The organism is Blastomonas ursincola (assembly GCF_013607875.1).
GTDB classification, from domain to species: Bacteria; Pseudomonadota; Alphaproteobacteria; order Sphingomonadales; family Sphingomonadaceae; genus Blastomonas; species Blastomonas ursincola.
Map to the genome: position 1 here is coordinate 1,300,958 of NZ_VDES01000002.1, position 14,664 is coordinate 1,315,621.

General features: G+C 67.0%; 12 protein-coding genes. 1 reads left to right on the forward strand and 11 read right to left on the reverse strand.

Features of this window, described 5'->3' with window-relative positions; all coding sequences use genetic code 11:
* Positions 1 to 147: 147 nt before the first annotated feature.
* The 4 genes from FG486_RS12320 to FG486_RS12335 all read right to left on the reverse strand — a co-directional run bounded on the left by FG486_RS12320 (position 148) and on the right by FG486_RS12335 (position 7,456).
* A complete protein-coding gene (locus FG486_RS12320) occupies positions 148 to 3,372 on the reverse strand; it encodes an autotransporter outer membrane beta-barrel domain-containing protein (RefSeq protein WP_181267706.1) in 3,225 nt (1,074 codons plus the stop codon).
* A 117-nt stretch (positions 3,373 to 3,489) separates the two neighbouring features.
* A complete protein-coding gene (locus FG486_RS12325) occupies positions 3,490 to 5,913 on the reverse strand; it encodes a TonB-dependent receptor (protein WP_181267708.1) in 2,424 nt (807 codons plus the stop codon).
* The gene (locus tag FG486_RS12330) at positions 5,900 to 6,856 is read right to left on the reverse strand and encodes a FecR family protein (protein WP_181267710.1); all 957 of its coding nucleotides are present in this window, start codon (positions 6,854 to 6,856) and stop codon (positions 5,900 to 5,902) included. Before FG486_RS12330 ends, FG486_RS12325 begins: the two co-directional genes overlap by 14 nt.
* A gap of 36 nt (positions 6,857 to 6,892) precedes the next feature.
* Positions 6,893 to 7,456 carry an RNA polymerase sigma factor gene (locus tag FG486_RS12335; RefSeq protein ID WP_181267989.1) on the reverse strand — a complete coding sequence of 188 codons (564 nt, stop codon included), beginning with the start codon at positions 7,454 to 7,456 and terminating at the stop codon, positions 6,893 to 6,895.
* A gap of 241 nt (positions 7,457 to 7,697) precedes the next feature.
* Here FG486_RS12335 and FG486_RS12340 point away from each other — a divergent pair, with 241 nt between their 5' ends.
* Positions 7,698 to 8,117: a hypothetical protein gene (locus FG486_RS12340; RefSeq protein ID WP_181267711.1), complete on the forward strand. Its 420-nt coding sequence runs from the start codon at positions 7,698 to 7,700 to the stop codon at positions 8,115 to 8,117.
* A 29-nt stretch (positions 8,118 to 8,146) separates the two neighbouring features.
* Here the strand turns inward: FG486_RS12340 and FG486_RS12345 are convergent, their stop codons facing one another.
* The 7 genes from FG486_RS12345 to FG486_RS12375 form a co-directional block, all read right to left on the reverse strand.
* A complete protein-coding gene (locus FG486_RS12345; protein WP_181267712.1) occupies positions 8,147 to 9,436 on the reverse strand; it encodes an alginate export family protein in 1,290 nt (429 codons plus the stop codon).
* Complete coding sequence (locus FG486_RS12350; protein WP_181267713.1) at positions 9,433 to 10,140, reverse strand: YoaK family protein; 708 nt, start codon at positions 10,138 to 10,140, stop codon at positions 9,433 to 9,435. Before FG486_RS12350 ends, FG486_RS12345 begins: the two co-directional genes overlap by 4 nt.
* A gap of 75 nt (positions 10,141 to 10,215) precedes the next feature.
* Positions 10,216 to 12,063 (reverse strand): amidohydrolase, encoded by a 1,848-nt coding sequence (locus FG486_RS12355; RefSeq protein ID WP_241695805.1) that lies wholly within the window; start codon positions 12,061 to 12,063, stop codon positions 10,216 to 10,218.
* Between the two features lie 101 nt (positions 12,064 to 12,164).
* Positions 12,165 to 12,410, reverse strand: coding sequence for a DUF1427 family protein (locus tag FG486_RS12360; protein ID WP_137775426.1), 246 nt, complete (start codon positions 12,408 to 12,410; stop codon positions 12,165 to 12,167).
* Between the two features lie 41 nt (positions 12,411 to 12,451).
* Positions 12,452 to 13,129 (reverse strand): hydrolase, encoded by a 678-nt coding sequence (locus FG486_RS12365; protein WP_137775425.1) that lies wholly within the window; start codon positions 13,127 to 13,129, stop codon positions 12,452 to 12,454.
* A gap of 25 nt (positions 13,130 to 13,154) precedes the next feature.
* Complete coding sequence (gene dps, locus FG486_RS12370) at positions 13,155 to 13,637, reverse strand: DNA starvation/stationary phase protection protein Dps (protein WP_181267715.1); 483 nt, start codon at positions 13,635 to 13,637, stop codon at positions 13,155 to 13,157.
* Positions 13,638 to 13,641: 4 nt separating this feature from the next.
* A complete protein-coding gene (locus FG486_RS12375; protein ID WP_181267990.1) occupies positions 13,642 to 14,472 on the reverse strand; it encodes an alpha/beta fold hydrolase in 831 nt (276 codons plus the stop codon).
* Between the last annotated feature and the right edge of the window lie 192 nt (positions 14,473 to 14,664).

Sequence of the window (14,664 nt, forward strand, 5' to 3'; positions counted from 1 at the left end):
CGCGAAGGATGTTTGACGAATGGTAAAATAAATATGCCACGAGTCAATTGAGTTTTCATCGCTGATGCATCGCGCCAAGCCTGTCGTGCTGTCGAAACGGTTCGGCCCCGGCCCGGCGTGCATGGAGGCCGGGGTCGAACAGCGCGGTCAGAAACCGATCCTGAGCGAAACGCGGGCGTTGAGCGCGAGATTGCCGAACTGCTCTTCGGCGCCGACTTCCCCGGCCAGCGCAAAGCCCTGCTGCCCGCCGACCAGCCGCAGCCAGCCGATCCAGCCATCGCTCCGCGCGTCGGGCAGCAGCGTGAAGGCCGCACCGTCCTTGAAGCGGGCGGTGGTCTCGCCGAGCGAACCGCCGATGATCTGGCGGCGACCGCCTTCGATCTCGGCACGGATCCAGACATCGTCAGGTCGCAGGCTACCGAACTCATATCCCGCCACCAGCGTGCCGTTGACTGCCAGCTCGTCGCTGCTGCGCTCGTCCACGATCAGGTTGAAGGCATTGCCGCCGCCGGTCTCCGCATAGCCATTCTCGTCCAGCTTGTAATAGTCGATCACCGCCGTTGGCCGCAGGATCAGGCGCTTGCCGATGCGTGCCTCATAGCCGAGCCCAGCCGACGCGCTGTAGAGATCGCCCGACCAATCGCCCTCGGCGCTGCGCTCGACCAGCTTGCCATTCAGCATCTGCGCGAAGCGGCGCGTTCCGCCGAAGTCGATTCTAGCGGCCGACCCGCGCACGAAAGCGCGCACCGGGCCCCATTGCCCGCGCCAATGTGCCGCGAGCTCATACTGGTTCGCGCGGATTTCGCCGCCGGTCTGCTTGTTGTCGTTTCGCCCGTTGAGATAGGCGATCGACAGGCCGATGGCGCCGAAATCGCCCGCCTTGAGTTCTGCCCCGCCGGTCGCACCCCATCCCGAGGTGTCGAACGATGCGGTCTGGCCGCGGTCCTTGTCGCTGCCCCAGACGGTCTGCTGCAGCCAGAAGCCCCAATTGCCCTGATCGCTATAGGCAGCAGCCGGATCGGTGAGGAAGCGCGCGGTGGCGCGCGAGCCCTGGGTTACCGTCGCGAAGGTGCCGCCGGCATGGTCGGGCAGCATCTGCTGCATCACCGCCCGCGCCTGCTCCGCAGTGGTGGTGGCAAGCAGGCTCGCAGCGACATCGACGTCGCTGTCGACCGCCTTGAACACCGCATCGTAGGCGCGCGCCTGCGACCGCGTGAAGGCAAGCTCGCTGGCCGCCTTGGGCTTGATCGCGATGCTCACGGTGCCTGCCGCGTCGCTGCCGGTCACCGTCGAGGTGAACAGATAGGGAAGCACGACATCAGCGCTCGTCAGATTGCCGCTGCCGGTCAGCTGGCCTGCGCTGAGAATCTGGTACGTGCCCGCCGACTTGCCGATGCTGGTAAGGGTGACCGCGAGCTTCGATCCTGTGGCAATGGTCGCGCTGCCCGCCACCACGATGCGCGTTGCGGTGCCGGTCTTGCCGTCGATTGACACGCCCAGCGTGCCCTTGTCGCTCACCGCCAGCGACGCCAGCGATACAGTGGTGGGCGCGGTCAGCTGCAGCGTGCCGCCTGCGATCGTGACCGCGGCCTGGCTGGCATTGGCCAGCGTACCACGGAACAGTGAGGTGCCGCCGAGCGAGAGCGTGTCCGCGCCTCCGCCCAGATCGAGCGCGCCGACCAGGCTCGCCTTGCCCGCAAGCTGGACGGTGTCCGCGCCGCTGCCGAACGTCGCATTGCCGACCAGTGCGGCGTCGCCGCTGGCGAGCAGCCGGTTGTTGCCATTGCCGAAGCGCATCGCGCCGGTGACGGTGCCTGCGGAAATATCGATCAGATCATTGCCCGCCCCTAGGCGAATGTCGCCGGTGATTGACGGCTTGGCACCCGCGCTCGCCGCCGTCTGCCGGATGGTCACGCCGCTGGCATTGGCCGAAAGGTCGATGGCCACCGCCTTGCCTTCGCCGGGCTTGACGGCGGTCGCGGCAATCGTGCCGCTATTGTCGAGTGTCGCCAGCGTGCCCGACAGATCGATGATCGCCGCTGCCGCGCCGTCGGTGGCGGCGGTGGCGGCGATGCGGCCGCTATTGGTCAGCCGCGCCATCGATCCGGTGCTCTCGATGACCAGCGCGCGCGCCTGGGTGGTCGCGGCAGAGCCGCCGGTCGCCTCGATCGTGCCGCTGTTCTGCAGCGCGGGAACGCTCGCCTGCGCACCGATATGCAGCGCGGTGGCATTGCCGCCATTAGACTTGGCCGCGATCGTGCCGTTGTTGAGGATGCCGCCCGCGATCATGGTCTTCTGGCCCAGTCCGCCGATCGCCATGCCGGTCGCAGCGACGTCCTTGTAGACGCCATTGCCCTCGATCCGTCCGTTGTTGACGATGCCATGGCCCGCTGCGGGAGTGCCCGCGACCGCGCCAATGGCGACTTCCTGCGTCGCTGATCCGATCCGGACGGCAGGCGCGGACCCATAGGAGATCACGCTCGCGCTGCCCTCCTTGGCATCCTCGACGCCATCCTTGTCCTCGTCCTTGTCGTCGGGCTTCAGGTCCTTGGGCGGAACGTCGAACAGGATGCCGCCTGCGACCGATCCCGCGATGCGCAGCGCCGGGCCGCCCTGAAGCAGATCGTCGGCATCGAGCTTGCTGGTATCGGCAGGCGCCGTGGTGCTGCGATAGCCGGTGGCGGTCACCGCCCCCTGGATGGTGAGCACGCCTCCGATCGGACCGGCAAGATCGATCGCGACCGCATTGGCTCCCGTTGCCGATACGCCGCCCGTCAGCGCGACATTGCCGGTGACCGCGCCGGCGCGGATGCCGGTGCTGTTGTCGCCCACCACCGTGATTGCGCCGCTGTGCGTCAGCGATCCAGTGAGCGGTCCTTCCAGGCTGATGCCTGCGCTCGCATTGCCTCCCACGGTGATGCTGCCGGTGTTGACCACCGATCCGGTGAGTGCGCCGAGCGTGCGGATGCCGAAGCGGTTCTGCCCCTGCGCCAGCGGCCCGTCGAGATCGCCGTCCTTGTCGCTGTCGGTGGCCTTGTAGGTCTCGTCGAGCGTGATCGTGCCGCTGTTGGTGATATTGGCGGTCACCCCGGCATTGGCGATGATGCCCGCCGCATTGTTGGCATCGGTCAGCTGGATGGTGCCTTCGTTGATCACCGCATGGTTGGAATTGATCGTCACCGCGACGCCCGATGTCGGCTTGATCGACCCGGCAGAAGTAATCTTGATGCTGTCCGCGCCACCATTGTTGGCGCTGCCGGTGGCGATCGGGGTGGTGCGCGCGGTGGTGACCGTGGTCTCGGCAAGGGCGCCTTGCAGAGGGAGGAGCAGGGCAACGGGAGTCAAACAGGTGCAGGCCAGCAAGAGGCGCATGATCGTCCTTTCAGCTTTTCGGAAGCGGGGAGTGTGTTCTCTCCCTCAGACGATGCCGGGACGCGAAACCCGCAATGCAAATGTCAGTCAGTAGCAATATTTGTGGGCATCCGGATTTCAGAAGGAGAAATCGGCGCCGATGGCGATGGTGCGTGGCCGCAAGGGCGTGATCTGATCGCCCTGCGCGAGTGTGAACGGCGATCCCATGGCAAAGCGGTTGCTGCGGCTGTCGAGCAGGTTCGACGCGCGGATCCAGAACGAGCGCCCTTGCCACGCCAGCTCCGCTGAAAGGCTGGTGTCGAGCACATCGCCCTGGCGCACGCCCAGGACAGGGCCGATGCCCAGCCGCGAGCTGCCGACATAGCGCAGCGACCCGCCCAGGGTGAGCGTCTCGCCTGCCCGGGTCTCGGTCTTCCAGCTCGCGCCCAATCGCCCCGAGAGGCGCGCGACATTGGGCAGGTCGTCGCTGTCGACAATAACGGCACCCTCGGGCACGGCCGTGCCGACGGCGCTGCCACGCTGGGCGGTCACGAGGAAGATGCGCGCCGAGGGCTGGGTCAGGCGGCTGTCGGCCCACACGCCCGATGCCTCGATGGTGAAGCCAGGCAATGGCTGCCATGCCATATTGGCGTCGAGCGTGATAATGCGCCCGTTGCCGATATTCTCGGTCGTCGGCAATCCGTCGCTGTCGATCAGATCGGCCTGGATGTTTCGCCAGCGGGTGTGCGCGAAGGTCGCATCGGCGCTGAAATTGCCGCTGTTCAGCGCCAGCCCGGCCTCGATCGCCGAGACATTGTCGGGCAGGAAGCGCCGGATCATATCGTCGCGCACGCTGATGCCGCCGGGACGGAAGCCCTCCTGATAGCGGACATGGCCCGACAGCGCGTCGGAAAAGCGATAGCGCAGCCCCGCGCTCGGCAGGAACGCGGTCTGGCTGCGGCTGCGCGCGACGCGGAAGGCCTCGAGCGTCAGCGGCTGTTCGAGCGCCTCGCCCGAAAGCCGCGCATGGGTCAGCCGTCCGCCCGCCATCAGAACCAGCCGCCCGGTCAGGGGCAGGGCGAGATCGGCAAAGCCGGTTGCCTCCTCGACCCGGTTCTCGATCCCCGAAATCGTCGAGACGCGCGCGAGCTCTCCCCGCGCGCGGCGGATGCGGTAGCGGTTGCCGAGCAGCTGGCCGCCGACCAGCCAGGTGAGCCCGCCATCGGTCATCCCCGAAAGCCGGGTCTCGTTGGCGATCAGCCGGGTTTCCCCCCGCTGGCGGAACAGGCTGGGGGCCTGGCCCGGCTCGCTTGCATCGAACGTCTCGTCGAGATCCAGCCCGGTGATCGTGGTCGTGGTGAGCAGCTCGAACGTGTCCCAGGCTTTGCCGATCGACGCCTGGCCCAGCCGGAAGCGGTTGCGAAAGGGCTGGGCAAAGGGGCTTGCGCGATCCAGGCGGTCGCCCAACCGGTCTGCATATTGGCTGTCGCGCCCGTCAATGTCCTGCGCTGCGCCGACCAGATCGATCGTCCAGCCGTCGCCGGGCTCCAGCCGGGCGATGATCCGTCCGCCGGTGGTGTGCACCCGGTTGATGTCGTTCTTCTGCCGGAGCCGGTCGTCGATATAACCTCCGTCGCGCCCGGCATAGACCACCGCGCGCAGGCCGAGCTTGCCCTCGATCACCGGCACGTTGAGCATCGCGCTTGCATCGAACGAGGGTTCGCCATGCCAGGTCGCGGCAACCGAGCCGGACTGCGCCGCCTCCCAGTTCCGGGCGTCGGGCATGTTGGGCAGCAGCCGGATGACCCCGCCCAGCGTTCCTGCTCCGTAGAGCGTGCCCTGCGGTCCCTGGCGGATCTCGATGAGATTGAGGTCGATCAATCGGAGATCGGGATCGGGCGCGTTGTAGTTGAGCCGCGCGGTGCCGAGATATTGGCCGACCACCGCCTGGGTGGGGCCGTTGAAGCTGGTATCGGCAATCGCGCGCAGGAACAGCCGGTTGCGCCCCGGTCCGAGCTGCGTCGATCCGAGCCCCGGCACGCGCTCGGCGAGCGCATCGGACCCGCGATTGTGCGCGTCGATCGCGAACTGGCCGTCGAGCGCGATCAGGCCTTGCTCGCGCGCGGCGCTGATTTCGGCAGCCGCTCGCACGCCCGTAACCACGATCTCTGCGACCGGCGGCGACAGGTCGGCAGGCGCAGCGACGGCCAGGCGCAGCGGGGTTCCGCTCGCGCGTGCCGAGGGGGCGGCGCGCACGATCCGCCAGTCGCGCGCCGAAAGCCGCACCGCACGCGCGTTACTGTCGTCGAGCAGCCGCCGCAGCGCTTCCTCGGCGGACATCACCCCGCGCAGCCTCCGCACCCGCTGCGCGCCGAGCTGTCGATCGGTAAGGCCGATGCTGATCCCTGCCTGGCGCCCCAGCGCGACAATCGCGCTGTCGAGCCGTCCGGCGGCGATATCGATCTGCGCCCGGGCTTCAGCATGTGCCTCGACCGGTGCCGCCAGCACGCACAATGCGGGCAGCAGATACCGGGCCTTTAGCGGGCCGTCACGGCTGTGCATCGATGCTCACCAATTCCCAACCCTGTCCGCGTCGCACCGCACGTGCGCCCAATACCGGGGCGATCTGCGGCAGGGCATCGGGCGTTCGCCCGGCAACCTGCAGGATGCCGCTGAACCGTGCTCCCGCAAGGTCGGGCGAGACGGTCACGTTCGCGCCCAATGTGCGTTCGATGGCCTGCGCCACCTCGCCCAGCGGAGCATCGGCAAAGGCGATCTGGCCCGATCGCCAACCGCCTATATGGCTGGCCGCGATGTCCGACACGAGGATGCGCCCGCTCGCGCCATCGATCTGGGCACGCCGCCCGGGGTTCAGCCGGACATTCTCGCCATCCGGGTTGACGATCACTGCGCCTTCCGACACCGCGACGTCCAGCCCGGCGCCACTGCGCACCACGTTGAAGGCGGTGCCTGCATCGACCAGACGCACATCGCCCGCCTCGACGACGAATGGATCGGCTTCATCGTGCCGGACGATGAACATCGCCTCGCCGCGTTCCAGCCTGGCGAAACGCGGCTCGTTCCGGTCGAGCATGAGGCGGGTGCCGCCGTTGACGAGGATGCGGCTGCCATCCTCGAGCGCGATCGTCCTCGTCTGGCCGTTCGGGGTGATGACGCTGTAGGGCTGCGGTCGCATCTGCCAGAGCGGGATCAGCAGGATCGCGACGATCGCGGCCGCCAGCGCCAGAAAACCGCGCCGCCAGCTCCGCGCGTTGGCTGGCGGCAGGGGTTGCCCGTCGTTCGCAGGTTGCGGCAGGGCAGGGACAGCCGCGACCAGATCGGCCATCCAGCTCCCGGCGGCCATCGCGGCATCATAGGCCTGGTTGTGGCGCGCATCGGCCTCCAGCCAGCCGGTCAGCGCGTCCCATCCGGCAAAATCGGCTTCCTGCGAGGCGAGCGCCCATTCGAGCGCTTCCTGGCGGATCTGTTCGTTCGTGTCTGTCATGCTGGCCATCCTGCAAGGTGGACGTCGCCGCCGGGGTCATTCCGCATCCTGAGTCTCCTTCAGGCGGATCAGCGCGCGATAGGCCTTTTGCAGGTCCTTCTCGACGGTGCTGAGGCTGAGCCCGAGATGCTCGGCAATCGCACGCTGGCCCAGGCCCTCGATCCGGAACAGCCGGAAGATGTCGAGCACCCGTTCGCCCTCGGCGCGCAGCACCGCCTCTGCCTGTGCCAGCGCCTGTCGCGCCGCGAGCGCGCGGTCGGGCAGCGGCGCGTCCGAGGCTTCGGCATTGCTGCTGTTGATCTCGATCCATTCGCCGTCGCGCCTGCGCGCACGCTGCGCCGAGCGATAGCGATCGTGCATCACATTGTTGAGCGCGCGAAACAGATAGTTGCGCGGCTCGGCGATCGGGTTGGTCTGCGCTGCCGCCAGCCGCAGCCAGGTATCCTGGAAGATGTCCTCGGCGGCATCGCCTGCGCCGCGCGCCCTCAAAAAACGCAGAAAGCCCTCCCGCTCTGCCAGCAGCAAAGCTTGGAGACCCTGCGAGGGCGGCGATGTTCCGGATTCAGGCAAGGCTAGGCTGACATTTGGGGTGGCGCACATGCTGGCAGACGTCACGCCCGATACCAAACCGTAAGCGAGATGCCATTTTTATTCGGCGAATGGAAAATCGATGCGGGATCGCGCGGTGGGTGACGTCTTCCCTCTGCAAGCGGCCATAACCCCCGGCTGGCTTGACGCGGTCCACATGCCCCCTGGACCTGGTGCACCTTGAGGGAAGCGTTGTGCTAGCCGTTCCCTCAAGGTGCATTTCCCTGCTGGGGTGGGAGGTTGGAGTGCCCTGTTGTCGCGCGTGCTGATCCTGATCGCTGCTGCACTTCAGGCCGTGATGCCTGGACAGACAGGCGCGGACCTCGTCCCCAGCGCAGACCTGATATTCGTGCCGCCCGTGCCCGAGGATCAGCCGGTCAGCCTTCCCGCGACAGCCGAATGCCTCGCGCTCGCGCAGGTGCGCGCGACCCGGATCATCGCCGGCACGGGTATCGTCTACCAGATATCCAGCCGCCGCCAGTTCATCAACCGCGTTCGCGGCGACGCCGATATGCTGAAGGAGGGGCAGATCCTGCATGTCCGCACAAGCGGTTCGATGCTGTGCGCGGGGGATATCGTCTACCTGCTCGATGGGCTGACGGGGGCAAGCGTGCGCTTTGTCGGGCTGGGCAAGTTCGAGCGCTATGACGGTGGGCTCGGCCAGCGCCATTAGCTGCACGAAAGGGCAAGTGTTCGTGCAGCTCAGAACCGCCAGGTCATTTCGGTTCCGGCCATCCAGATGGTGCCGGAGCTTCCGGTCTGTTCGATGAAAGGGCCAGCCGTGAACGCTCCCGCCGAAGCGGCGAAAGACAGCCCGCGCGGAAGATCGACGGAAAGGCCGATTTCGGCCAGGTTGCCGATATGCCGGGCGCGCGCCGTCCCGGGCTCACGCAGTTCGCGGCCAGACAGATCGTAAATCCCGTCGAAGCGCGATGCGCGCCAGAACGCGGCAAGGTTGATCTCGACCTGAACACCGCTACCGGGATCTAGGACGATACCGGGATTGACGTTGACGATATTGCGCGGGCCAAGCGGGGTGAGTTCGCCGAAATAGCGGCCCTTGGGAAACATCGCGTTGAACGATCCCAAACGGCGGTCGGTCGGTGAGCGATCGCCGCTGGCGATATTGGCGCGCAGTCGGAGCTGCGGGGAGAGCGGGGTTTGCGGAAAGCGGACCGAGGTTTCGGTGGCCTGCGACCAGGCGCGGACGCCCTGGCCGGCGAAGTGGCCGCGCTGGATCATCGTTTCCCAGTTCCATGCCAGCCTTCCACGCTGGCCGGACATCCTGAGCCCGAAGGTGTCGCGCTCCTCGCGTCCGCCGATGCCGCCGAAGCGCGCGGCCCTGTCGGCATAGCCGATCCAGTAGAAGTCGAAATGCACGTTCGGTGCGGGCTCCATCGTCAGATAGGCGCTGCGCAACCGGCGGCGGCGCACCGAGCCATCATCGAAATCGCCTGGCCCGATCTCGGTCGCCCAGACATGAAGGAGGTCGAGCCGCGCGGCTCCGCGCGCGAGGTTCACCTGCAGGCCGTCGAAGGGCTGGGGAACGTTGGGGCCATAGCGCTTGCCGACCAGGCGCTCGGACCCCAGCGCGATAAGGGCGCGACCGCCCCGCACGCCGAAACGCGTCCGGTCGTCCAGCGGCAGGGTCAGATCGGCATAGGCCTGCGCCAGATCGATGCCGGTACGATCAACCGGCCCCGCGCCTCCCGCGACACCTCTAGCATAGGCGAGGATCGGCTGCACGACGACGCCCACCGGTCCTGCCTCGGCCTTGACCATGGGGATGACGCGCAACCACAGATAGCCGTCATCGGGCGCGTTGCCCCATTCGGGACGGGCATAGGCCTCATGGCGCAGCCGCGCCTCGCCGGTGACGCTGGTCGAAACCGCTTCCGGCCCATCCTGCGCGAGGGCAGGCAAGGGTCCGGGTGCCGCCATCCAGGCCACCAGCGCCGTCGCGACCCGCCACGGCAAGCGGCTGCGGCTCATCCCCGGTCGAGCTCGGCCATTTGCGGGTGGCGGGCGAAGACCAGCGTGCTGCCCAGGACGATACCGCCTGCAAGCAACAGGGCGGGGCCAAGACCCCCGTGCAGCACCACCACCGCGCCCAGCACGGCTCCGGCAAAGATCATCGCGACCGCCGCCAGCCGTGTCCGCTGGTTCGCGCCGTCGCCCGCCGCGAGCCGCGAATCCGATGCAAGGCCGGTGATCGTCAGCGTCAGCACCGTGGTCGACAGGTCGGGGACCTTGAGCTGGCGCACCACCGCGTTGCGGAACCCCATCGCTCCGGCGGTCAGCGCGATCAGCACCGGCAGCGTGGCGGGCGCGGTGGCGACGGTCCGCTCGAACAGCAGCGCAAGTCCGCCTGCCAGGACCAGCATCGTGCTTTCGACCATCGCAGCGATCACCAGCCAGCGGCTCAGCCGGCCCTTGGCACCCATCCGCCAGATGCGCCCGGCGATCACCGCGCCTGCCATGAACGCAGCCAGCGCGACGATATAATAAGGGGCATGAAAGCCCTGCGTCCCGACCGCGGCAAAACCGGCAAAGACGACATTGCCGGTCATGTTGGCGGTGAAGACCTTGTCCATCCCCAGAATGCTCGCAGCATCGACCATTCCGGTGGTGGCCGACAGGACCAGCAGCAGCCGGACCAGCGGCGATGGCGTTTGCAGGGGCAGGGACTGGCTCATGGCATCGCGCTCTCGCCTTATATGTCGGATCGATGCTGGTCAGGCATCTGGCGATGGCGTCGGGGCGCGCATCGCTCAGACCGCCCAGCAGCCGCAGCCGAGCGTGCCCCAGAAGGTCTGCACGTCGCTCGCGGGAATATCCGCGCCCAAGGCGGCTGCATGGTCGTGCCCGTGAATCTGGCAGGTCGATGCGCAGCCGCACACGCTCGCCAGTGCAGCCGTCTCGGCGGGGGGACGATAATGGCCGCCGAACACTCGGACCGGCGACCAGTCGGGCATGGCCGGGGGAAGGTCGGGCGCCAGCGGCGCAAAACCGCCCTCGCCATGCACCACCGCGCCGCCGAGCAGCGTCAGTACCGATCGGATATGCGCGATCTCGGGCTCCGGCACGGAGAAATAGTCCGCCGAGAGCAGGGCGCAATCGGCGAGCTGGCCGCGCTTGATCTGCCCCTTCTTGCCGGTCTCGCTCGAAAACCAGGTGTTTTCATGCGTCCACATCGCCAGCGCCTTTTCTCGGGCGACGCGGTTGGCATCGGGATAGAGCGCCAGCCCGCCCACGGTGCGCCCGGTCACCAGCCAGGACAGCGACACCCAGGGGTTGTAGCTCGCGACGCGCGTCGCATCGGTGCCCGCGCCGACGGGGATGCCCGCCGCGATCATCCGCGCGATCGGCGGGGTGCGCTCGGCGGCAGCCGCGCCATAGCGTTCGACGAAATATTCGCCCTGAAAGGCCATGCGGTGCTGCACCGCGATGCCGCCGCCCAGCGCCGCGATCCGGTCGATATTGCGCTCGCTGATCGTCTCGGCATGGTCGAAGAACCAGGGAATGCCGGTGAGCGGAATATCGCGATTGACCTTCTCGAACACGGAAAGCGCGCGACCGATCGTCTCGTCATAGGTCGCGTGCAGCCGCCACGGCCAGCGATGTTCGGCGAGCAGGCGGATCACCGGCTCCAGATCGCCCTCCATCGACGGCGGCATGTCCGGGCGGGCGACGCGGAAATCCTCGAAATCGGCGGCCGAATAGACCAGCATCTCGCCCGCGCCATTGTGGCGATAGCTGTCGTCGCCCTGGCCGGGCTTGACCTGTTTCACCCATCCGGAAAAGTCGGCCAGCTCCTCTTTCGGCTTTTGCGTGAACAGGTTGTAGCTGATCCGCACGGTGAGCTGGCCTTCGTCGTGCAGCTTCTCGATCACGCGATAATCGTCGGGATAGTTCTGGAAGCCGCCGCCCGCGTCGATCACGCTGGTTACGCCGAGCGAATTGACCTCGCGCATGAAATGGCGCGTCGAGTTGATCTGATAGTCCTCGGGCAGCTTGGGACCCTTGGCCAGGGTCGAATAGAGGATCGTCGCATTGGGCTGGGCAAGCAGCAGGCCGGTGGGGTTGCCACGTGAGTCGCGCGCGATCTCGCCGCCGGGCGGGTCGGGCGTGTCCTTGCCATAGCCTACCACACGCAAGGCCGCCGCGTTGAGCAGCGCGCGGTCGTAGAGGTGCAGGATGAACACCGGGGTGTCGGGGGCGATGGCGTTGATCTCGTCGAGCGTCGGCAGGCGCTTTTCGGCGAACTGGTGCTCGGTAAAGCCGCCGACGACGCGAACCCATTGCGGCGCAGGGGTGCGATCGACCTGGCGCTTGAGCATCGCCATCGCATCGGCAAGCGTCGGCACGCCGTCCCAGCGCAGCTCCATATTGTAGTTCAGCCCGCCGCGGATGATGTGCATATGGCTGTCGATAAGTCCGGGGATAAGCCGCCGCCCGCCCGCATCGATCACCCTGGCCTCGGGTGCGGCGGCGCGGATCTCCGCCTCGGACCCGACCGCCAGAAAGCGTCCGTCGCGGATCGCCACGGCCTCGGCTCGCGGATTGTCGCGGTCGAGCGTCGCCACGAGCGCATTCACGATGATCAGGTCGTCAGGCATGGCATCTGGCCTTCTGGTCGATCGGGCAGCGGCGGTGCCCGGAAGCAGCGACAGGGCGGACGCGGCGAGCGCTCCGGTCAGCGTCTCACGGCGTGTCGCGGTCATGACGGGTCGTCCGTTGTGGGTGGCACCCCGGTGACGCGGGCAGCGCAATTTGCCTTCCAGAAGGCGATGACCTCCTGCCCCTTGAGCGCCTGCCTCGCCAGCGGCACCGCCTGCTCGCCCAACAGCATGCCGAGCAGTCCCAGCAGCGCGATGGCAGGGGGGGCGGGCGATCGTGTGCCGAGAAGGCTGTACAGTGCGCCCACCAGAAGGCCGATGCCAAGCGCGACGAGATAGGGTTTCATGGGGCAGGAGGCTCCCGTCTTCGGGGTTGGGGCCGGGCTGATCAGTGACCCTGGGGGTGCGGGGCTTCGTGCGCGAAGCTGCCGCGCTGCGGAGCCTTGTGCACCATGGTATAGGCATAATCGACGCCCATGCCGTACGCGCCCATATGCTCGCGCACGATATTCATGATGCCGTCATAGGTGTCGCGGTTCGCCCAGTCGCGCTGGAGCTCGAGCATCGCGTTGATCGTGGTCAGCGGGTGCGCGCCGGCCTGCTCCATGCGGCGGATGGCCGCTTCATGCGCCTCGAGCGAGGTGCCGCCCGAGGCGTCGGTGACGAAATAGATCTCGAACCCGTCCTCGATGGCGCAAAGCGTCGGGAAGAGCAGGCAGGCCTCGGTCCACAGCGCGCAGATGACCAGCTTCTTCCGGCCGCTTGCCTTGACCGTCGCGACCAGTTCCTCCGAATCCCACGAGTTCATCGAGGTGCGCTCGATCGGCTTCTGCTGCACCACGTCGAGCAGTTCGGGCCAGATATAGCCGGAGAAGGACTCGGTCTCGACTGCGGTCAGGATGATTGGCACCCCGAACAGCTTGGCTGCCTTGGCCAATGCCACGGTGTTGTTCTTGAGCAGCTGGCGGTCGATGCTGGTGACGCCAAAGGCCATTTGCGGCTGATGGTCGATGAAGATGAACAGCGTGTCGTCGGCGTTGATCAGCTTCTGCGATCGGAAGGTCATGGGGTTTTCTCCTTGGGGATGGTGTTCAATGCGCCTGGAGATGCGCTTCGAGGAACCAGAGCTGCTTGTCGGTTTCGCGCGAGATCTGGGTGAACAGGTCGGCGGTGTCGGCATCGCCGATGGTCCCGGCCTGATCGATGCCAACGCGCACCGCCTTGCCGAATGCGCCCAGGCTGCCGGCCAGCGCCTTCAGATGTGCCTCGCCGCCGGTCGCCTCCAGCGGATAGCCATAGAGCGTGGTTGCCGATGCGGTGGTGGTGATGCGCCCATCGGCGACATGGCCCAAAGTGGTGATGCGCTCGGCGAGCAGGTCGACGAACTGCTCGATCTCGTCATGAACGCTGTCGAACAGCTGGTGCAGCTGCAGGAAATGCGGGCCCTTGACGTTCCAGTGCGCCTGCTTGGCCTGCGCCTCCAGGTCGAGCGCGTCGGACAGGCGCGCCTGCAACAGTGCGCACGCCTGTTTGCGGACATGGTCGGAAAGGTCGATGCGGCTTGTATAGGTCATCGCATCAGCCCTTGATGAACTTGAGCAGATCGGCGTTGATCACGTCGGCATGGGTCGAGGCCATGCCGTGCGGTAGTCCCGGATAGGTGATCAGCGTACCGCGCTTGACCAGCTTGATCGCCAGCTCGGCCGAATTGGCGATCGGCACGATCTGGTCGTCCTCGCCGTGCAGGATCAGCACCGGCACCTCGATCGCCTTGAGGTCCTCGGTAAAGTCGGTCTCCGAGAAAGCCTTGATGCAATCGTAATGCGCCTTGGCACCGCCCATCATGCCCTGACGCCACCAGTTGTCGATGAGCCCCTGGCTGACGGTCGCGCCGGGGCGGTTGAAGCCGTAGAACGGACCGCTCGGCACGTCTCGGAAGAACTGTGCCCGGTTGGCGACGAGCGCGGCACGGAAGCCGTCGAACACCTCTATCGGCAGGCCGCCGGGATAGGCCTCGGTCTTGAGCATGATCGGGGGGACCGCACCGATCAGCACCGCCTTGGCCACACGGCCCGGACGGGCGCGCGCGACATAGCGGGCCACCTCGCCACCGCCGGTCGAATGGCCAATATGCACCGCACCCTTGAGATCGAGATGGTCGGTCAGCGCGGCGACATCGGCGGCATAGGTGTCCATCTCGTTGCCGCTATCGGTCTGGCTGGAACGTCCATGCCCGCGCCGGTCGTGCGCGATGACACGATAGCCCTTGAGCAGGAAGAACATCATCTGGTTGTCCCAGTCGTCCGCGCTGAGCGGCCAGCCGTGATGGAAGACGATGGCCTGCGCGTCCTTCGGGCCCCAGTCCTTGTAAAAGATCGTGGTGCCGTCCTTGGTGGTGATCGTGCCCATGTGGCGTTCTCCTGAAGCCGGGTTGCGTGGGGAAAGGGCAAGCGAAGGGGCAGCGCCGAGCGCCGTTGCGGCCGAACCTGCGACGATGAACTGGCGGCGGTCGAGACGGATGGAAGCGCCGGTCATGGCTTGTCCCCTTGTTGCGTCCAGGAGGATGATCGGAACCCGCGCGCGCCGCTACACCCGATCGGG